Source organism: Pseudomonas guariconensis, from assembly GCF_024127895.1.
GTDB classification, from domain to species: domain Bacteria; phylum Pseudomonadota; class Gammaproteobacteria; order Pseudomonadales; family Pseudomonadaceae; genus Aquipseudomonas; species Aquipseudomonas guariconensis_B.
This window is the reverse complement of the sequence record NZ_JAMYBK010000003.1, coordinates 311,221-331,015: the sequence shown is the minus strand read 5'-3', so window position 1 is coordinate 331,015 and position 19,795 is coordinate 311,221. Positions and strand designations below refer to the sequence as shown.

General features: G+C 68.1%; 18 protein-coding genes. All 18 read right to left on the bottom strand.

The annotated features are described in order from the left end of the window. Nucleotides 1–80: 80 nt before the first annotated feature. The 18 genes from NJF35_RS06335 to NJF35_RS06250 all read right to left on the bottom strand — a co-directional run bounded on the left by NJF35_RS06335 (nt 81) and on the right by NJF35_RS06250 (nt 19,553). Nucleotides 81–1,016, bottom strand: coding sequence for a DUF4880 domain-containing protein (locus NJF35_RS06335; protein WP_253090845.1), 936 nt, complete (start codon nt 1,014–1,016; stop codon nt 81–83). Continuing rightward, the gene (locus NJF35_RS06330) at nt 1,013–1,528 is read right to left on the bottom strand and encodes a sigma-70 family RNA polymerase sigma factor (RefSeq protein WP_253090844.1); all 516 of its coding nucleotides are present in this window, start codon (nt 1,526–1,528) and stop codon (nt 1,013–1,015) included. Before NJF35_RS06330 ends, NJF35_RS06335 begins: the two co-directional genes overlap by 4 nt. A 108-nt stretch (nt 1,529–1,636) precedes the next feature. After that, the gene (locus NJF35_RS06325) at nt 1,637–2,437 is read right to left on the bottom strand and encodes a ChbG/HpnK family deacetylase (protein WP_253090843.1); all 801 of its coding nucleotides are present in this window, start codon (nt 2,435–2,437) and stop codon (nt 1,637–1,639) included. Further along, the gene (locus tag NJF35_RS06320; protein WP_253090842.1) at nt 2,409–3,575 is read right to left on the bottom strand and encodes a GNAT family N-acetyltransferase; all 1,167 of its coding nucleotides are present in this window, start codon (nt 3,573–3,575) and stop codon (nt 2,409–2,411) included. Before NJF35_RS06320 ends, NJF35_RS06325 begins: the two co-directional genes overlap by 29 nt. A 3-nt stretch (nt 3,576–3,578) precedes the next feature. Continuing rightward, a complete protein-coding gene (locus NJF35_RS06315) occupies nt 3,579–4,268 on the bottom strand; it encodes a GNAT family N-acetyltransferase (RefSeq protein ID WP_253081382.1) in 690 nt (229 codons plus the stop codon). 34 nt (nt 4,269–4,302) lie between these two features. Then, a complete protein-coding gene (locus NJF35_RS06310) occupies nt 4,303–6,237 on the bottom strand; it encodes a hypothetical protein (protein ID WP_253090841.1) in 1,935 nt (644 codons plus the stop codon). Beyond that, entirely contained in the window at nt 6,234–7,538 is a 1,305-nt protein-coding gene (locus NJF35_RS06305; protein WP_253090840.1) for an oligosaccharide flippase family protein, read from the bottom strand. Before NJF35_RS06305 ends, NJF35_RS06310 begins: the two co-directional genes overlap by 4 nt. Continuing rightward, nucleotides 7,535–8,545 carry a polysaccharide deacetylase family protein gene (locus NJF35_RS06300; protein ID WP_253090839.1) on the bottom strand — a complete coding sequence of 337 codons (1,011 nt, stop codon included), beginning with the start codon at nt 8,543–8,545 and terminating at the stop codon, nt 7,535–7,537. The genes NJF35_RS06305 and NJF35_RS06300 overlap by 4 nt, the downstream gene beginning before the upstream one ends. Nucleotides 8,546–8,554: 9 nt before the next feature. Then, on the bottom strand, nt 8,555–9,691 hold the full coding sequence (locus NJF35_RS06295; RefSeq protein ID WP_253090838.1) for a glycosyltransferase: 1,137 nt from the start codon (nt 9,689–9,691) through the stop codon (nt 8,555–8,557). Beyond that, on the bottom strand, nt 9,684–10,649 hold the full coding sequence (locus NJF35_RS06290) for a glycosyltransferase family 2 protein (protein ID WP_253090837.1): 966 nt from the start codon (nt 10,647–10,649) through the stop codon (nt 9,684–9,686). The genes NJF35_RS06295 and NJF35_RS06290 overlap by 8 nt, the downstream gene beginning before the upstream one ends. After that, entirely contained in the window at nt 10,646–12,016 is a 1,371-nt protein-coding gene (locus NJF35_RS06285) for an O-antigen ligase family protein (protein WP_225787948.1), read from the bottom strand. The genes NJF35_RS06290 and NJF35_RS06285 overlap by 4 nt, the downstream gene beginning before the upstream one ends. Beyond that, complete coding sequence (locus NJF35_RS06280; protein WP_410900203.1) at nt 12,013–13,116, bottom strand: glycosyltransferase family 4 protein; 1,104 nt, start codon at nt 13,114–13,116, stop codon at nt 12,013–12,015. Before NJF35_RS06280 ends, NJF35_RS06285 begins: the two co-directional genes overlap by 4 nt. Further along, nucleotides 13,101–14,675: a GumC family protein gene (locus tag NJF35_RS06275; protein ID WP_225787947.1), complete on the bottom strand. Its 1,575-nt coding sequence runs from the start codon at nt 14,673–14,675 to the stop codon at nt 13,101–13,103. The genes NJF35_RS06280 and NJF35_RS06275 overlap by 16 nt, the downstream gene beginning before the upstream one ends. A gap of 13 nt (nt 14,676–14,688) precedes the next feature. Further along, a complete protein-coding gene (locus NJF35_RS06270) occupies nt 14,689–15,726 on the bottom strand; it encodes a polysaccharide biosynthesis/export family protein (RefSeq protein WP_253090836.1) in 1,038 nt (345 codons plus the stop codon). Nucleotides 15,727–15,747: 21 nt separating this feature from the next. Next, entirely contained in the window at nt 15,748–16,395 is a 648-nt protein-coding gene (locus NJF35_RS06265; protein ID WP_253081388.1) for a CpsD/CapB family tyrosine-protein kinase, read from the bottom strand. A 1-nt stretch (nt 16,396) separates the two neighbouring features. Continuing rightward, nucleotides 16,397–17,143: a sugar transferase gene (locus NJF35_RS06260; RefSeq protein ID WP_225787944.1), complete on the bottom strand. Its 747-nt coding sequence runs from the start codon at nt 17,141–17,143 to the stop codon at nt 16,397–16,399. After that, complete coding sequence (locus NJF35_RS06255) at nt 17,140–18,204, bottom strand: NAD-dependent epimerase (protein ID WP_225787943.1); 1,065 nt, start codon at nt 18,202–18,204, stop codon at nt 17,140–17,142. Before NJF35_RS06255 ends, NJF35_RS06260 begins: the two co-directional genes overlap by 4 nt. Continuing rightward, nucleotides 18,201–19,553 carry a UDP-glucose dehydrogenase family protein gene (locus NJF35_RS06250; RefSeq protein ID WP_225787942.1) on the bottom strand — a complete coding sequence of 451 codons (1,353 nt, stop codon included), beginning with the start codon at nt 19,551–19,553 and terminating at the stop codon, nt 18,201–18,203. Before NJF35_RS06250 ends, NJF35_RS06255 begins: the two co-directional genes overlap by 4 nt. Between the last annotated feature and the right edge of the window lie 242 nt (nt 19,554–19,795).

Here is a 19,795-nt window from a genome sequence, read left to right as displayed (position 1 = left end):
CGCGTTTTTCGTGCGGCTTCAGGACCTATGTGTGACGAGAGCGCGAAAGCGATATAGGGAGATGAAAAAAATTGATCTGGCTAACCCCGCAACTCGATGCGGGTCCACCAGCCCAAGGTCTGTTCGATCCTCAGCGGCATGGTCTGCTCCAGGGCGCGCAGGGCGCCGTCGCTGTCATCCAGGGGGAACAGGCCCGATACCCGCAAATCAGCGGCCTGCGGGGCGATTCTCAGGATGCCCCGGCGGTAGGGCCGCAAGGCCTCGACCAGCTCGCCCAGGCTCCAGTCATCGACGCTGAGCCAGCCGCCGGTCCAACTGCTCTCGCCGCGTCGATGCTCGGCCAGGCGCTGGATACCGGCGACATCGAAGCGCACGCCATGCCCCTCGCCGAGCGTCGCCTCGGCGCCGCCCAGGGTGCGAATGGCGACGCTGGAGGCCTGTACCCACACCCGGCTCGCCTGCGCCTGCAGGGCAACCGTGAAACGGGCATCCGTCGTCTGCACCTGGCCGTCCGGGGTGCGCACGGTGAACGGCCGGGCGCCCGCGACGACCTGCAACTGCAGCTTGCCCTTGCGCAGGCGGACCTCGCGGGCCTGGGCATCGAAGTGCAGGTCGGCGGCACTGCAGGCATCGAGCAGCAGCCGGCTGCCGTCGGGGAGGGTGCGGGCGAGCCGCTCGGCGGTGCCGCTGCGCAGGTCGGCAGCCAGTTCCTGCGCCAGGCCGGTCTTGCCCAGCAGGTAGCTGCCCAGGCCGAGCCCGGCCATGGCCAAGGCGCCACGCAGCAAGTGGCGGCGGTCGAGGCTGGGCGCCGACTGCAAGGTCTGGCGCAGTGCAGGCCCGCCCTCGGCCAGAGGCGTCAGGGTCAGCGCCAGATGGCCCTGGACCCGTGTCCAGGCCCGGACATGGGCCGGATCGGCGGCCAGCCAGGCCTCGAAGGCCTGCTGCTCGCGTGGGGACACCTCGCCGGAGCCCAGGCAGGCGGTCCATTCGATGGCCTGTTCGATGGCCTTGCTCACGACAGCAGCTCCTGGCAGCACAGCTTGAGCCCCTTTGCTACGTACTGCCGAACACGGATGGTCGAGACGCCAAGCTGCGCAGCGATGTCGGCGTACTTCATGCCGTCGAGCTGGCTGCAGAAGAACGCCGCGCGCGCCCTGGGCGACAGGCCGTCGAGCAAGGCGTCGATGGCCAGCAGCGTTTCCATCGCCAGCGCCCGTTCCTCGGCCGAGGGCGCGGTCGCCTCGGGTTCCTGCGCCAGGGCCTCGAGGTAGGCGCGTTCCAGGTCGCGCCGGCGCCAGCTGGCATAGACCAGGCGCTTGGCGATGGTGGTGAGGAACGCACGGGGTTCGCGGATGCTGTGTGGCGCGGGATGGGCAACCACTTGGACGAACGCTTCGGCGGCCATGTCTGCCGCGTCGTGGCGGCAACCCAGATGGGCCCGCAGGCGCCCGAGCAGCCAGCCGTGATGCTCGCCGAACAGGCGATGCAGGACGTGCTGGCGCAGGGGGGAGGTATCCGGTGACGACATGGGCGAGGCAGGCATGATATGAAATGAGAAGGATTATTATTTATTCCCGCCCATCAGACAATATCCCGACGCCCCCGGCCCGCCGACCGGGGACGCGCCGGCAGGGTTTCAAGCCGGTTCGACTTCGCTGGGGCAAGGTTTCTTGCCCGGGACCAGCGCCTGGTAGCCGATCCTGCCGACCGCGCCCAACTGCGAGTCGACCAGGGCCTTCAACGACTCGCCGCTGGCCAGGTAGGCATCGCCGAAGTCATGGCCGCCCAGGGCGCTGGGATGCGCCACCACCTCCAGCACCCCCGCCTTGGGCGCCAGCCCCGCCTTCAGGTCCACGGGCGTGCAGACATAGTCCGCGGTCGCCCCGCTGAGCTGGCGCAAGCGCCTGTTGAGCAGCGTCTTGAACAGCCGTTTCAACGGGCCGATGTTGTGCCCCAGGTTGCGCGCCAGGCGCACCGGTACGCCTTGCTGGCGGGCGAAGCGGGCGACGATCTCGCCGATCGGCCAGATGTTGTGCACGTGCTGGTGCGAGTCCAGGTGGCTGGGCACCAGGCCGTGGTCCAGGCAGTGCTGCCACTGGGCCTGCAGCTCCTGCTCGACCGCCTCGCGTTCGCTGCGGGACAACCGCAGCGTGCGGCGCTTCAGGCGCAGGTCGAACTCCCCATGGGGGGCGCAGAACCGTTGTTCGGCGAGGATCGCCTGGCTCAACGGCCGCCCATAGGTCAGGTTGAAGTGCAGCCCGATCCGCCCCTTGAGCGCTGGTTGCTGGGCCAGCACGCAGGCACCGGCGAAGGCGGGCATGTTGGCCATGGCCGTGGCCGAACTGATCAGGCCCGCCTGGAAGGCATGCAGGATCACGGCGTTGGTGTGGGCGCTGAGGCCGAAGTCGTCAGCGTTGACTATGACCTGGGATGGCATCCGGGCTCTCCTGTGGGGGATGGGGGACAACATCGCCCGCGGCCGTGGCCGCGCGCTTGCGCAGGCGTGGCTTGAGCCACTGCCAGCAGCGCAGGGCCAGGCCCAGGGCGATACCGTCGAGGCGCCAGCTGTAGCAACTGATGCGCCACTGTTCGAGTTGGCCTGTCATGCGTTCGTGGAGCTGGTGGCTGGAGTTCTCGAGGCTCACGCGCGAGGCATCGACCCAGGTCCAGCCGTCTTCCAGGCCCCAGTGGATCCACTCCTCCAGCAGCACGCGGCCGCTGCCCAGGTCGCGATGCTCGGGGACGAAGGCCAGGTTGTAGTCGTAGACCCGGCCACGCTCCAGCAAACCCAGGCGATAGCTGATGCAGCGCCCGTCCAGCTCCAGCAGCACCAGGCACACCAGGCCTTCGGCAGCCAGGGCGGTGAAGGCCTGGTACATCCACTGGCGGCGCGTGTCGCCGGAGAAGATGCCGACCTCGTCGTCGCCTTTCCAGCTGGCCGCCTCGACGGCGCTCACGGCGTCGAGCAGCGCGACGATGTCTTGCGGCGTGGCCAGGACCCGCCGCACCAGGGCGCCGCAGGCCTTGATGCGCTTGCGCGCGCGGCGCAGTTTGTAGCGCGGGTCGCCGCTGACCTCCTGGCGGTCGGCCTCGCTGATGCGGTGCACCGGTACCTTGCAGGTCAGGCGCCGTTCGTAGGTCGAGCTGGCCATGGCCCATTGGCGCAACCAGTCGTTGCCGTCCTCGCCGGGGACTTCGCCAAGCTGCAGCAGGGCGTGGGGCAGGCGCTTGCGGATGACCTGCAGCACCTGCCTGGCGCAACGCTCGGGCAGGTCGACGAGCAGGGCGATACGGTCGCTCAGTGGATGGCCCAGGTGCCGCACCACCGGCACGTTCAGGGGGCCGAAGGGCTCGCGCTGGCGCACCAGGGGCAGGCACAGGCACAGCCGGCCGTCCTGATGCCCCAGCAACACCTGCAACTGCTGGCCTGGCTGCAGGGCGGCCTCGGCGGCGCGCAGCCAGCCCAGGTGGTTGAATGGCGTGCTGCCGGGCAGGCGGCGGCGCAGCGCCTCGTAGCCGGCGGCGGGAAAGTCGTCGGTGCACAGCGAGGCGCACCAGCTCAGGTCCAGGCCCATGGCTCAGGACGCCGTGGCCGTGGTGCCCTCGGGCACCGGCTTGCGCAGGGGCTCCAGGCGCGACGCCTGGTAACGGGTTTCGCGAAAGAACTTCCAGCGGCCGAACAGGCAGTACACGTTCATGATTCGTCCTTGCTCCTGGTAGCCCATGCGCAGGTGTAGCTTCAGCGCCGGGATGTTGTGTTGCTCGCACACGTCCACCACCTTGTTGCAGCCTTGGGCGGCCATGGCCTTCCACAGGGCCAGTTGCAGGTCCACGGAGAGCTCGGTGCCCCAATACTTGCGGATCAGCTCGCCGCCGAACTCGAAGAATTCGCCGGGCCCCACCGGGAACCAGCAGCCATAGAAGTGCCGGTCGTGGTAGTGCCGCGGGCTGCCCCAGATGAAGGCCACGGCATCGCCGTCGTCGTCGAGGAACATCAGCCCGGTGTGGCCCTCGGCGGCCAGCTCGCGCATGGTCTCGACCCGGTCGCCGAAGTGCCGGGCAAAGGCCTGTACGTTGTTCGCCGTGATCGTCTCCACGCGCAGGGGCGGGTAGGGTTTGAGCCGGTGCGGTGGCACCGGGGTCTCCAGGTCGCGCTCCATCCACAGCAGTTCCCAATGGTAGAAGACGTAGTGCCGGAAGGCGCTCGCCAGTGTGTCGCGCAGTCCCTTGCGCTTGATGCGGTCCTGGAGTTTGCTCAGTACGTGCATGGTGCCTCCTGATGGCTGCAGGTCGAGGCGCGCCTCATGGCGCGCTCCAGGTCAGGGCGAACAGCGTCTGCCCTGGCAGTTGAAAGTGCAGGGTGCCGTCGCGGCAGGTGAAGGCGGCCTGCCGGGCCTGGCTGTCGGGGCCGAACAGTTGCAACTGGCCTTGCGGGCACTCGCGGCGCGCCGGTGTCCCGGCCAGGGTCAGGCCCACCTGCTGCACGCGCTCGGCTTTGTTGACGCCTAGCAGGCTGCGCTGGCGGCCTTCGGCCATGGCCAGGGCATCGACTTCGAAGGCGTCGTTGTCCAGGCTCAGCACCTGGGTTAGCCAGTGACGCTGGATGAACTGCTGGGCGAGCCCCACCGGCTTGAGTTCGAAGTGGTCCTCGCCGAGCACGCGGACCATGCCCTTGGGCCACTCCGGCTCGTCGGCCACATGGAACCAGTTGAGCATGTCGAGCAGGCCATCGGCCGAGGCGTTGACCACCACCGAGGCCCACCACAGGCTGGCGTAGTGGGTGTCCTGGTCGTAGCGGCTCAGGCTGGAGCCGCTGGACATGTTGGTCTGGTCCAGCAGCAGCGCCTTGCGCGGCCGGCCCTGGTCGTCCAGGCCAACCAGTGCGGCGGCCTGGCGCACGCTGTCGCGGTAGCTGCGGGTGGCCAGCAGGTCGCGGACCATCCACTCGTGCCAGGCCAGCGCGTCGATCTGCGCGTCGTGTTCGGCGAGCAGGCGCCGCGACCAGTCCAGGCCGATGCGCTGGCGGCTGCCTTCGTGGAATGGCCCGTTGACCAGGTTCGAGCTGGCCGGCATGGCGATGCGCACCCCGGCCTCGCGGGCACCGGGGAAGCGCTGGACGCGCTCGAGCATGGCCTGGAAGTAGCGCCGGTAGCTGGTGTAGTCGCTGTAGTTGAGGTTCGGCTCGTCGGCAAACGCCAGGTAATGCAAGGCCTTGCCGCCCAGCTCGCGGGTGGCGGTGAGCCAGGCGTCCAGGCCATCGTCGCTGGTGCGGTCGGCAGCCAGCACCGAGCGCCGTCCGGTGCCCGAGAGCAGGGTGATGTCCTGCGTGATCGGGTAGCGCTGCTGGTAGAAGCGCCGGAAGTCGTTTTCGTAGTTCGGCTTGCGCGCCAGCAGGTCGAGCAGGCTGTAGTAGCCGGCGGCCCGGGGCTGCAAGGCATCGAGCACCGCATGGCTGGAAGGGGGCGGCATCACGTAGGGCAGGTTGACGCCCAGGCTGGGCGTCGGGCCCAGCACCCTGCCGCCCAGGCGCAGGGCGACCTTGCCCTCGGCGCTCGGCAGTGGGCCGAGGTCTGCGGCGCGCTGGGCGAACAGGTTGGCGCTGCCGTCGAGCCAGAACGCCGCCTTGCCCCGGCCTTGCAAGTGCAGGCGGTAGGTTTGCGCGGTGCTGGATACCGGCAGTGCCAGTTGGTCGAATTGCCAGTAGGCGCGGTAGGGCTTGAGCGTCAGCTCCAGTTGCCGCTCGTCGCCCAGGCGCTGCACCTGCAGGCCGCGCACGCCACCGTGGTACTTGCCGGCCAGGGTGGCCTGCACACCGGCCGGCACCTGGAAGAACAGCGTCACACCCGGCCCCACTTCGGCGCTGAAGTGCACCTTGGCCGGGGCGAACAGGGCGCGGGTGCCGTCGCTGTACTCGACTCGGTAGCGGCGGAAGCTGTAGCCGGGGATCTCCAGGCGGTAGGCGTTGTCGCTGGCAGGCAGCGGCCAGCGCTGGTGGCCGCGGGCCTGCTCGGGGGGGATGTGGCGCTCGGCCTGCAACTGGCCCTGGCCGTCGAGCAGGTAGATCCGTTCATGGTTGGCCTCGGCCTGCCAGGCCGGTCGCCAGCGGATGTCCAGGGTGTCGCCGCGGGGCGCGAGCAGGTAGAGGCTGCCATCGCGGATATCGCCCCACGACAGCGGTGCCGCCTGCGCGGCAGTGCCTAACGTCAGGCTGGCGAGCAACAGGGCCAGGTGCTTCATGCCGGCCTCCGTTGCAGCATCTGGCGCAGCGGCGCCAGGTCGCTGGGCAGCACCAGCAAGGTCTGCCACAGGGGAACGCCGCTGAGCCGGCAGTACAGCACCAGCATCGCCACCGTCACTGCCAGGTAGGCGATGGACGAGGCCAGCGCGGCGCCGACGATGCCGAAAGTGGGGATCAGCACCACATTGAGCACCAGGTTGACCGCCGCCCCCAGGCCCATCAGCAACGACACCGTGCCGGGGCGGTTCTTGCCCAGCAGGTCCAGGCGCAGGATGCTCGCGTAGCACAACCCCAGCAGCCCCGGCAGCAGGGCGAGCAGGGCCGGGTAGGCCGGCTGGTACTCGGCACCGAACAGGGTGACGATCAGCCACTCGCCGATCAGCGCCATGCCCAGGCAGGCGCCGAGCATCACCGTGGCGGTCAGGCGCAGGGCCAGTGGGGTCAGTCGCTCCATGCCGGCATCCTGCTGCAGCAGGCGTTTCATCAAGGGCGTGGTGACCGCCTCGGGGACGATCAGCAGCAGTTCGGCGGCGGCGCTGGCCATGGCGTAGTGGCCCAGGGCGGTGCTGCCGAGCAGGGCGCCGATGAACAGGTAGTCCGAGCGCAGGATCATCTGCTGGAACAGCACGTCCGGGTGGCTCCTGGCGCTGTAGGCGAGCAGTTCGCGCTGGCCGCGGAAGTCCCAGCGCAGGCGGATCGAGTGCTGGCGGCCGAGCCAGTACAGACCCAGCAGCGCCACCAGGCCCAGGCCGCCAAGCCAACTGATCAGCGCCGCCTCCAGGGCCGCGTCGTGCCACATCCAGAACAACCCGACGAACAGCAGCAAGGGCACCAGCGACTCGGTCAGGCGCAGGGCGTTGAAGGCGCCGACGCCGCCGGTGCTGTTGTGCAGGGTCAACAGGCCGCTCTTGAGCACCGTCAGCGGCACCGCCAACAGCAGCAGCCAGGCCAGCAGGCCGAGCTGGGCGGTGGCCTCGAGCTCGGTGCCGAAGGTCCGCGCCAGGGCCACGCACACCAGGGTCAGCGCCCCGGCGATCAGGCAACCGTAGACCAGCACCTGGCTGAGCAGCAGGCCCAGGCTGCGTTGCTGGGCCGCCTGGTAGCCGACCGCGGTGTTCAGCCCACCGCTGGTGAACGCGCTGATCAGGTCGGGCAGGGTGCTGAGCAGGGCGAACAGGCCACGTTCGCTGGGGCCGAGGATGCGCGCCAGCAACACGTTGCGCAGCAGGCGCAGGGCGATCATCGCCACTTTGGTGCCCATGCTCAGCAGCATGTGGCGCAGGTAGCTGTTGCGGTTCATGCCGTGCCTCCGCGGCTGATGCGCCAGGCCAGCAGCGAAGGCCGGCTGGCGGTGCGCTGGCTGACCCCGATGCGTGGCAGGGCCAGCGGGTCGTCATGCCCCTGGCAGATCCCGGCGCGGGTGCTCAGGGCATAGGGGTAGCGGTGCGCTGCCAGGCGCGCGCGAACCCGGGCGTCATGGTCGCCATTGGGGTAGCAGTACACCGGCAGCGGCTGCGTGCAGCCTTGCTGCAAGGCCTGGTGGCTGCGGCTCAGCTCCTCGTCCAGGCGCTGGTCGTCGAGCCCCGGCAGCAGCGCGTGGCTGGCACCGTGGGGGCCGAAGCGGATCAGCCCGGTGCTTTCCAACTGGCGCACCTGGCGCCAGTCCAGGGCCTGGGGCTGCGACTCGGCCGGGCAGGCGTCGGTCAGCAGGCACAGTGCCTGTGGGGCGAGCGACTTCAGGCTTTGCAGGTAGCCGGCCAGCACCTGGCTGCGGGCATGGGGGCGCTCATGGATGAAATAGGCCGCCGGCACTGGCCGGCCGACCTTGCGCAGTTGTTCGATCAGGGCCTGGCGCGGCGCCTCGCCATGGCTGCCCCACAGGGTCTCGCCCAGGCTCTCCCACCAGAAGCGCTGGCGGCTGCCGATGTAGTCGGTGGACAGGAAGATGCTCGCCGGCACCTGGTGCCGTTGCAGCAGTGGAAAGGCATGCAGGGCATTGTCGCGCCAGCCGTCGTCGAAGGTCAGGGCGACCTTGGGCCGTTGTGTGCCACGGGGGTGCTCATGGGCCTTGAGCAGGTCCATCAGGTGCACGCAGTCGAAGTGCCGTGGCAACCAGCGCAGCAGGCGTTCGAAGGCCTGCGGCCCGACGCACAATTCATTGCGATGGGGCAGGGCCGCGCTCGCGTCGTCGGGCAGCACCCGGTGCAGCATCAGGATGACCCCGGCGCCGCGCAGCTGGCTGCGGCCCTTGGGCGAGTTCAGGTACAGCCAACCGCCGGCACGCTTGAGAGTGGTCTTGATCGGCATGACAGGCACTCATCGGGTCTGGTTGGGGGTCCATTGGTTGTAGCTGTGCCCGCGCAGGAACTGCCACAGGCCGACGCTCATGCCGGCCAGGGTCACCAGCACGAAGGCGGCGAGGCGAAACGGCCTGGGCAGGCGATGGCGCACATCCAGCAGGCCGGCCACGGCGATGGCGTAGCCGAGCAACTGGGCGGCCAGGGTCAGGCGGTAGAAGCCATGCTCGTCGAGCAACCAGAAGTTGGCCAGCAGCAAGGGCAACAGCAGCACCGGGGCCAGGCGGCGGACCAGCTTGTGGCTGATCAGGGCGATGGCGTACAGGCCGTGGCGCAGGGGGTCGAGCAGCTCACGCCGGGCGGCGAGGCTGATCAGGCCGCCGACGGTGACGCGCTGGCGGCGGCTGAACTGCCGCTCGGCTTCGTCGACGCCACAGTCGAGCACCGTGGCCTGGTCGACATAGACGACACGCTTGCCGGCGACCGGGGCGCAGGTATTGATGTAGAAGTCGTCGTTGACCCGTTCGGGGATCGGCTGGTACAGCTCGCGGCGCAGCGCCTGCAGGGCACCGTCGGCCGAAACCGTGCAACCGGTACGGTTCTCCACCCGGCGCAGCCAGGCTTCGTAGCGGCGGTAGAGGCTTTCGCCCAGGCTCAGGCCCTTGCCCGCCACGGGGATGATCATCTTGCCGACCGTGCCGCCGACGTCGGCGTCGGCGAACGGCGCCAGCAGTGCGTCGAGGGTGCCGTCGACCCACTGCACGTCGCAATCGGTGAACACCAGGATGTCGCCCGTGCAGTGGGCGACCGCGGCGTTCAGCACGCTGTTCTTGCCTTGGCGCGGCAGGTCGAGCACCAGGATGCGTGGGTCGTCGAAGTTGCGGGCCAGGGCCACGGTGCAATCACTGGAGCCGTCGCTGGCCAGGACGATCTGCAGGCTGGCGACGCGACAGTCGTGCGCCAGCAGGTTGCGCAGCTTGTCCTCGACGTGCCGCTGCTCGTTGTGCGCGGCCACCACCACGCTGACGTGCTGCGCTGGCAACGGCGCGGGGCGGCGCCGGGGGAAGAACGGCCCCATGGCCGTGAGCAGCAGCGGGTAGCCCAGCCAGGCATAGAAAGGCAGGAGCAGGCATAGCCAGAAGATGAACTCAGCCACGAGCGGGCCTCCTTGCGTTGCAGTTGAACAGATTGAGCACCAGGGCCGCACCGGCCAGGTGCAGGCGGATCCAGTGCAGCCCCCACAGTTGCAGGATGAACAGCGGGTCGCGGTGCTTCAGGCCCTGGCGCAGGCTCAGCGCCAGGGCGGGCAGGGCGCCGACCAGCAGCAGGAGCAGGGCGGTGCGCCCTGAGCCGGCCAGGAGCAGCGACAGGGCCAGGGCATCGAGCAGCCAGATCGCCAGCGACAGCAGCGGGAAGCGCAGCAGGCGCAGGTTCAGGCCATGGCTGCGCAGCAGTTGCACGTGGCTGCCCTGGCGCCAGAGCTCCTTGCCCAGCCATTCCGCCCAACTGCCCTCGAACCCCCAGTGCAGCACCACCGGCTGGCGCAGCACCCGCAGGCGGGCGCCGGCCTGGTGCAGGCGCAGGGTGAAGTCCTTGTCCTCGCCGGTGCGCAGGCGCTCGTCGAAGCCACCGACGCGTTCGAACCACTGGCGCTGCATCAGCAGGTTGGGGGTCGGCAGCCAGGTGCTGTCCTGCACTGTCTGCCCGGCGCGCAGCGTGCGGCGCTGCCAGGCGTAGGCGAACCAGGGCGCCTGGCGCGGGGTATCGCAGTCCAGGGCGAAGACATCGCCTTCGCCACGGCGGTGCAGTTCGAGCAGGCGGCCGAGCCAGTCGGCGGGCACTTCGATGTCGGCGTCGAGAAACGCCAGCCACTGCCCCTGGCTGGCCCGCGCGCCATGGTTGCGCAGGGCGCCGATGGCCATGCCTGGCAGGCTCAGCACGCGCGCGCCATGGGCCCGGGCGATACGCGGCCCGGCGTCGCTGGAGCCGTTGTCCACCACCAGCACCTCGCAGGCCAGGCCTGCCTGCGCGGCGGCGGCCTGTACCGCCTGCAAGGTCCGGGCGATGTGCCGGGCCTCGTTGAACATGGGGATGACGACGCTGACCAGGTTCATGCCACGTCCCCCACCGCCCGCGTTTCGGCGGCCTTGCGCCAGGCCACGCTGGACAGCGCCAGCATCAGCCACAGGTACTTGTGGCTGGGGGCGCTGAGGAACATCAGGAACAGCGCCAGGGCAAGCATGCTCATGGTCAGGTGGGTCATCATGTCGGCCTGGTCCTGGTCGCCGGCGGCCTGCCAGGCGGCGCGCGCTCGCCAGAAGTTGCGCAGGGCCAGGGCGATCATGCCGACGAACAGCAGCCCGGCCGGCAACCCGGTTTCGCTGACGATCTCCAGGTAGGTGTTGTGGGCCCGGCGGTAGAGGTCGGTGACCTTGCTGTTGACCGGGGCGAAGGCCTTGGAGAAACCGGTGCTGGCATAGTGCAGCGGGAAGGTGCCAGGGCCGGTGCCCAACACCGGGCTGTCGCTGATCATCTCCCTGCCCACCACCAGGTAGGAGGCGCGGCGGCCCAGGGACTCGTCCTTGTGCGCATTGACCCCGGACTTGAGCAGCACCAGCGACTGGATACGCTCGACGTAGCCGGCCGGCATCAGCGCCGCCCCCAGCGGCAGCACGATGGCCAGGCCGAGCATGGCGAACCCCAGGTGCCGCGGGCGGATGCGCCGCAGCTGTTCGCGGTAGTTGTAGAGCACGATGACCAGGCTGATCATCAGCACCACCAGGCCCGAGCGCGATTCGGTCTTGGTCATGCCGGCCAGCAGCAACAGGCAGCAGGCGGCCCAGAACAGCTTGACCGGCACCTGGCGGCCCTTGATCGCCAGCCACAGGCTCATCGGCATGGCCACGGTGATCAGCATGGCGAACAGGTTGGGGTCGAGCATCGCGGTGGCGCGGCCCTGTTCCTGGTACTTGGTGGAGAGGATGGCGAACAGGCACATCACGCACACGCTCAGGCTCACCAGCCGCGCCAGCATGGCCAGGTTCAGGTCGCGACCGACCAGCAGGGCGATGACGAACACCACCAGGCCGACGATCAGTTCACGCAGGTGGCCCAGGGACAGGGCCAGGTTGTCGCTGGTCCACAGGCTCAGCAGGTACAGCACCAAAAACGGCAGCAGCAGGCGCCAGTGGCTGCTGCGCAGGCGTTCGCCGGGCAACTGGCGCACGGCCAGTTGCAGGGCCAGGATCAGCGCCAGGCCGACCCCGACCAGCTTGGCGCCGGAGAGCAGGCCGTCCTTGAGCAGCCCCTCCAGCGGGACCAGCGTGGCGATCGCCAGCAGCCCCCAGGCCGGGCGCCGGTACAGCACCAGCGCACCGGCCAGGGCGAGCACCGCGCCCGGCGCCAGGTAGGGATAGGGGCTGGCCAGCAGCACCAGGCACAGCAGGCCGGCCAGGCTGACCAGCGACAGTGGGATGATCATGTGACAACCTCCTGTGCCGCGCCCTGGTAGACCTGGGCCCAGTGCCGTGCCAGGGTCGGCAGGTGGTAGCGTTCCTGCTGGGTCTGGCGGGCACGGGCCACCAGTTCGGCGACCTGCGCCGGGTCGTCGAGCAGGGCTTGCAGGTGCCGCCCCAGCTCGTCGACCGCCAGCGGCCGGGCCAGCAGGCCGTTGCGGCCGTGTTCGATGACATCGGGGATGCCGCCGACGCCGAAAGCCACCACCGGCACGCCTTCTTGCATGGCTTCGAGCAGGATCATCGGCGTGCCTTCGGTGCGCGAGCTGATCACCAGGGTGTCCAACCGCGCCATCCAGCTGCGCATGTCGTGCTGAAAGCCCGGCAGGCTGATGCGCTCGCCCAGCCCGGCGGCATCGATGCGGGCCTGCAGCGCGGCGCGTTCCGGGCCATCGCCGAGCATCACCGCCTGTAGCCGGGGGTGGCGCTGGCACAGCGGGATCAGGGTGTCGAGGAACAGGTCCGGGCCTTTCTCGCGGCTCAAGCGGCCCACGTAGCCGACCAGCCACTGGCCGTTGCCGTGGACACGCCTGGGCGCTGCGGCGGCCTGCGGCAGGCCATTGGGGATCACCTGCAGCTTGCCGGCCGCGACCCCCGCCTGACGCAGCAGCGCGGCGATGCTCTCGGCCACGCAGACCACCCGCTGCACCTTGGGTGTGCGGCACAGCTGCAAGGTGAGCCAGGTGTAGAGGCGCTGCTTGCGGTTGCTCGGGGTGAAGCCGTGCTGGGTACTGACCAGCGGCAGGCGCCATAGGGTCGCGCCCAGCCAGCCGAACACCAGGCCCTTGAAGTTGTGGGTGTTGATCAAGGGCCGTTCACCCCGGTACTGGTGCAGCTGTGTCAGCAACTGCACCAGGCCCTGGCACGATTGACACGCGACGCCGGCCTCGCGAAAGCGCGCCACCAGCTGCGCCGGGGCATCGAGGAACAGCACCCGATGCTGGCCCGGCGTGGCCTGGCAGTGGTCCAGCAGCATGCGCTCGGCACCGTAGAACCCGCCACTGCTGAGCAGATGGAGGATCGGCCGGTGGCCGGCGGGCACGGCGGCGTTCAATTGCGCACCCAGTGCATCAGGCGTGGCAGCGACCAGGACCGATGCGGATTGGGCAGGGCCGGAGCCTGGTCGTTGATCACCAGCAGCACCGGCAGGTCCAGTTGATGGGCGATCTGCGCCGGATGCTTGAAGCGATGGTCGAAGAACTCCTTGATGTAGACCAGGGCGATCGACAGCAGGATGCCCGTGAGCAGGCCGAACGGGATGATCAGGCCAGGTTTGGGGAAGGCCGCGGTGGTCGGCTCGTACGGCGCGCTGAGGATCCGCGCGTTGGACTGGCTGCCATCGAGCAGGCCCTGGCCACGGCTTTCCTCGTAGCGCTGGGCGTAGGTGGAGAAGGCCTTGTGCAGGGCATCGATCTCGGTGTCCAGCTGGCGGGTCTTGCTCTGGGTCTCGCGCAGTTGGTGGATGCGCGCCTTGTAGTCGGCGATGCGCTGGGTCTTCTGATCGATCACCTGCTGGGTCACGGCCAGGTCCTGCTGGCGTTCGCGGATGCGGTTGTCGACGATCTTGAGGAACTGCTGGCGGGTGCGGCCGATCTGCTCGCGCAGCAGCAGCATGGGTTCGGCGCTGGCCTGGAACACGGCCAGGTCGGCGCCGTAGCGGGCCACCTGGCTGGTCAGCTGTTCACCCAGTTGTTTGATCTCGCGGTCCTCGAAGGCCACGTTGTCGACCGTGGTGGTGAAGGTGTAGGGGAAGCTGTAGTCGGTCATCCTGGCCTTGTTGGCCATGGCCATGCTGCTCTTGAGGTAGTCCAGCCACTGGCGGTTCTGCAACTGCCGGTCGCGGTACAGGTTCAGCGCCTGCTCCTCGGTGTTGATGGCGTTGAGGCGGAAGGTGATCTCCTCTTTCGGGTCCGACGAGCCGACCGCTTCGAGCAGGCCGAGGCGTTGGCTCTCCAGGTCGCCCAGGCGGGCCTGGTAGTGCAGCTTCTTCTGCTCGTAGAAGGTTTCCGGCAGTTCGTTGGACTGCAGGTCCTGGCGGTTCTTCAGGAAGTTGTCGAGCAAGCGCTGGACGAACAGGGTGCCGAGCTTGGGATCGTCGGCGCTGTAGATCACCGAGATCACGTTGGAGCCGGGCAGGGTCTCGACGGTGAGTTCCTTGATCGCCTGGTCGGTGAGGTCATCCAGCGCGGTGTCGCGCTGTTCGGCCACCTCGTTGCCGAACAGGCGCTTGAGCGGGTCGGTCACGTGTTCGCGCAGGGGCACGGACACATAGCGCTGCAGCAGGCCGGGCTCGGCCTGGTAGTGGCCTTCCTGGCGCAGCTGGTCGATGGTCTGGCGGATCAGCGTCGGCGAGCGCAGGATGTTGCTCTCGGTCTCCATGTCGGCCAGCGAGGGCGGGATGAAGCGGTCGGCCTCCTGGGTCAGGGACGAGCTGGTGTCGCTCTGCGAGAGCTTCTTGGACTGCACGATGACCTCGGCGGTGATGTCGTAGCTCTGCTTGAGCACCAGCGGCAGCACCACGGCGATCACCGCGAAGATCAGGAACACCCGTTTGACCAACTGGCGGTTGGCGAAGAAGATCCGGAAGAACTCATGCACGTAGTTCTCTTTGGGTTGCGTAGTCATGGCGTTCTCCCGGTCATTCGGCGTCGATTTCGCGCCGGTCGTTGTTGTCGTCCTTGCTGTCCAGGCGATAGCTGAAGTTCACGCCCATGCCCTGGAACAGGATCACGTCGGCCAGTTGCCGGGACAGCTCGCCGGCGCTGGCCAGCTTGGTCTTGGGCACGTAGAGCATGTCCTCGGGCTGCAGGTAGGCGATCGCCTGGCTTTTCCCCGACAGCGCTTCGTCGACGTCGTAGTTGTAGGCCTGCACGGTGTTGCCGTTGCGCCGCATGATCACCACCGAGCCGAGCCTGGCCTTGATGGTCGGGCCGCGTGCCAGGGTCAGCGCCTCGAGCACCGAAACCGGGCGGCGGATCGGGAAGGCGCCGGGCTGGCCGACCTCGCCGAGCACGTAGATCTCGTTGACGGCGGTGGACTTGAGCAGCACATCGACGGTCATGCGCCCCGGCAGGCTGGCGTAGCGCTCGTTGAGGTAGTCGCGCAGCTGGTTGACGGTCATGCCCTGCAGCGGGATCGAGCCGATCTCGGGGAAGGTCGCGCGCCCGTCCATGCCCACGGTGATGTCGCGGCTCATGCCGGTGCCGGGGTGGGTCAGGGCATCCTTCATGGTGCTCATGGGGCTGAGCACGCGCACCGTGACCTGGTCGCGGTTGCGCTGGAACACGCGCTTGTTGCGATAGGCCTGCTGGATGGCGTTCTCGGCTTCGGCGGTGCTCATGCCGGCGATGTTCACGCTGGTGTTGGTGCTGGGCAGGGTGATGCTGCCGTCGGGCTGCACCAGTTGGCTGCCATTGAGGTTGCCGGCGGCGAGGAAATTCAGGTCGACGGTATCGCCGGTCTGGATGCGGTAGGCCCCCGAGCTGCTGCTACTGCCGAGGTGGAAGATCACTTCCAGCACGTCCTGCGGGCGCAGCACCTGTTCCTGGCGGGCGATCTCGGTGTTCTGCGCCTCGGCGGGCGGCGCGGTGAGGATCTGTACCGGCATCTGCCGGGCTTCCTGGCTGGCGCAGCCGGTCAGTGCCAGCACGCACAGGGCAATCGATGGGTATTTCATGGTGGGTATCCTGTGCTGGCCTCAGAGGTTGTCGTACAGCCACTTGGGCATGTAGTACTTGCGCTTGTTGAACACGCTGCCGATCAGTCGCGCGCCGGCCTGGCTCAGGCGCTGGGCGGCGGCCTGGGCGACTTCCCAGCGCGTCTGCTCGCCGCACACCACGAGGATCACGCCATCGACCAGGGGGCCGATCACCAGGCTGTCGGCGCTGGCATAGACGGCTTCGCCGTCGATCACCACGAAGCGGTACTGGGCCGCGAGCTGGCGCAGCAGCACGCGCAGGCGCTCGGGGTCGAGGCGGTCGCGGCCACGTATCCAGGTGCCGCCGGGGAGCATGTCGAATGCCTGGTCGGACAAGCGCACGATGCAGTCCTCGGCCAGTGGCGGGGTGTCCTGGTCGAACAGCAGGTCGGTGAACCCGCGCAGCTTGCCCAGGCCCAGTTGCTGGCTGAGGCTGTTGGCACTGTTGCTGCTGTCGATCAGCAGCACGCTGCCCGCGCTCATCAGGGCCAGTTGGCTGGCGAAGGCCAGGGTGCTGGTACTGGTGCCGCTGCCGGTGTTGGCCGCGGTCAGCAACAGGGTGCGCTGGTCGAGGTCAAGGACAGTGGCGGTCAGGTTGGTCTCGCTCGGGGTGGCGATACTCAGGCTTCTCGAAGTGGAACCGTCCATCTCAACTTGCTCCGTGGCCAGTGAAGACTTTGAACGGAGTCTTGAAGAGGATCTTCAGGTCCAGCATCAGGCTCTGTTCGTTGATGTAGCTCAGGTCTAGCTCTACGCGTTGGTCGAAGTCGATGTTGCTGCGTCCGGAGATCTGCCAGAGGCCGGTCATGCCGGGGTAGATGGACAGCCGCGCGAGGTGGTTGTCCTTGTAGCGGTAGGCGTTGAACGAGGTGGGGCGCGGGCCGACCAGGCGCATGTCGCCGGTGACCACGTTGATCAGGTTGGGCAGCTCGTCCAGGCTGCTGCGCCGCAGCCAGCCGCCGACCGAGGTGATGCGCGGGTCCTTGTCGATCTTGAAGTCGATGGCATCGGCGCCGTGCTTGTTCAGGTGGCGCAGCGACTCCTTCAGTGCCTCGGCGTCGGCGACCATGGTGCGGAACTTGAACATGCCGAACACCCGCCCGCGGTAGCCAGTGCGCTTTTGCACGAAGAACACCGGGCCCGGGCTCGAACGCTTGATCAGCACGGCGAGCACGATGAACAGGGGTGATAGCACCAGCAGCAAGGCCAGTGCGGCGAGGCACGACAGCACGCGGTTGGTCCGCGACAGGGTCCACGGTCGCCCACCGACGCGGCCGGTAAGCCAGCCGCGGCCCTGCATGTGGATGGCCGCGTCGATGCGCTGCCGGTGCAGTGGGTCCATGCGTTTGTCCTGGTGCAGCGCCTGCAATTGCGCGCTTCTGGGTTGTCCCGTCATACCGCCCTCCGTTGATCCGCCTGCTCGCCTGCCGGGGTGGTCGTCGTGGCGTTGGGCGCGCAGTACTCTTGAAACCAGGCGATGAATCGCCTGAGCCCTTCATCGAGGGAAACCTGTGGAGTGAAGCCGGTGACCCGGGCCAGGGCGCTGGCATCGGCGCAGGTGGCCAGCACGTCGCCCGGCTGCAACGGCAGCAGCTCGATCACTGCATTGCGTTGCAGGTGCTTCTCCAGCAGCGCCAGGTAGTCGAGCAGTTCCACCGGGCGCTGCCCGCCAATGTTGTAGAGGCGCCAGGGCGCCTGGCTGCTGGCCGGGTCGGGGGCATGGGGGTTCCAGTCCGGGTCGCCTGCCGGCGCCCGTGGCATCAGCCGCACCAGGCTTTCGACGATGTCGTCGATATAGGTGAAGTCGCGCTGGTGGCGGCCATGGTTGAACAGCTGAATCGGCCGGCCTTCGCTGATCGCCTTGGCGAACTGCATCGGCGACATGTCCGGGCGGCCCCAGGGGCCGTACACGGTGAAGAAGCGCAGGCCGCTGCAAGGGATGCCGAACAGGTGGCTGTAGCTGTGGGCCATGGCCTCGTTGGCCTTCTTGGTGGCGGCGTACAGTGACAGCGGATGGTCGACGGTGTCCTGCACGCGGTACGGGGTCTGCCGGTTGGCCCCGTACACCGAGCTGGACGAGGCGTACAGCAGGTGCTGCACTGGGTGGCGGCGGCAACCCTCGAGGATGTTGAGGAATCCGACCAGGTTGCTGTCGATGTAGGCCTGGGGGTTTTGCAACGAATGGCGCACGCCGGCCTGGGCGGCCAGGTGCACCACCACCTCCGGGCGCTCCATGGCGAACAGCCGGGCCATGCCGTCGCGGTCGCTCAGGTCGAGGTGGCGCAGGTTGAAGTCGCCGCCTTGCTGGCGGACCCAGAGCACCCGCGCATGCTTGATGGCCGGATCGTAGTAGTCGTTGAAATTGTCCAGCCCCACCACCTGGTGGCCGTCGCGCAGCAGGCGCAGGCAGGTGTGGGCACCGATGAAACCGGCCGCGCCGGTGACCAGCACTTTCATGGCGCACCCACTTGTGGGGCGACCTGGCGCAGGCCGATGCCGCTGTAGAGCAGGCCATGGGCCGCCACCTGCTCGGGGTTGTACAGGTTGCGTCCGTCGACGATCACCCGTTCGCGTAGCTTGCTGGCCAGCAGGGCGAAGTCGACCACGCGAAAGTTCTTCCATTCGGTGCAGATCACCAGGGCATCAGCGTCCTGCAGGGTGTCGTCGCGGGTGGCGCACAACTGCAGGTCGTCACGGTAGCCGTAGAGGCGCCGGCATTCGTCCATGGCCTCTGGGTCGTAGGCGCGCACGGTGGCGCCTTCGGCCCACAGCGCTTCCATCAGGTAGCGGCTGGGCGCCTCGCGCATGTCGTCGGTGTTGGGTTTGAAGGCCAGGCCCCAGAGCGCGATGGACTTGCCGGCCAGCGGCGTGCCCAGGCGCTGCTTGAGCTTGGCGAAGAGGATCTGGCGTTGCCGGTCATTGACCTCGGTGACGCTCTGCAGCAGGCGCAGCGGCATACCGCTGCGCTCGGCGGTGTGCAGCAGGGCCTTGAGGTCCTTGGGGAAGCACGAGCCACCGAAGCCGCAACCGGGGTAGATGAAGTGATAGCCGATGCGCGGGTCGGAGCCGATGCCCCGGCGCACCGCCTCGATGTCGGCGCCCAGCTGCTCGCTGAGGTTGGCTAGCTCGTTCATGAAGCTGATGCGCGTGGCGAGCATGGCGTTGGCAGCGTACTTGGTCAGCTCGGCGCTGCGGTTGTCCATGAACATCAGTTTTTCGTGGTTGCGGCAGAACGGGGCGTAGAGCTCGGCCAGTTGGTCGTGGGCGATCTCGTCGCGGGTGCCGACGATGATGCGGTCCGGGCGCATGCAATCGGCCAGGGCACTGCCTTCCTTGAGAAACTCGGGGTTGGACACCACGCGCACCTGCAACTGGCCCTTGCCCAGGCGCTGCAGTTCCTCGCGGGCCAGGGCCAGGACCTGGTCGGCGGTCCCCACCGGCACGGTGGACTTGACGATCAGGGTGCGGTCCTGCTCCATCAGCGCGACGATCTGGCGGGTGACATCGAGCACATGGGAGAGGTCGGCCGAGCCATCCTCGTCGGGTGGGGTGCCGACGGCGATGAAGATCAGCTCGGCGTGGCTAACGGCATCGCTGGCCTGGGTGCTGAACAACAGGCGACCGTCCTTGATGTTGTCTTCCAGCAGCTCCGACAGGCCTGGCTCGCTGATCGGCGGCACGCCCTGGCGCAATTGGTTGATCTTGTGGGCGTCGACATCCACGCACAGGACCCGGTGGCCTACATCTGCCAGGGCCGCCGCCTGTACCAGACCGACATAACCAGTACCAAAAACGCTCACGTCCATGCGCAGTGCCTCGTATGGATGAGTAATAGGGATGAAACAAGGTGGTGAATTCGGTATAGCTCAGCCGTCCGGTTTTGCGTCAAAGCAATGGCATGTTTCGTTGAATTTACAAGCGCTGAGCGAGAGGGCCATCTGCCATCAACCCTTTTCCAATCCGTGAGTTAGCGTGGAAAGCTACTGGCAATTGGCCGGTTGGCAAACCGATGAACGGTCAAAGGCCGCGAAAAACGTGGTCTGTACGT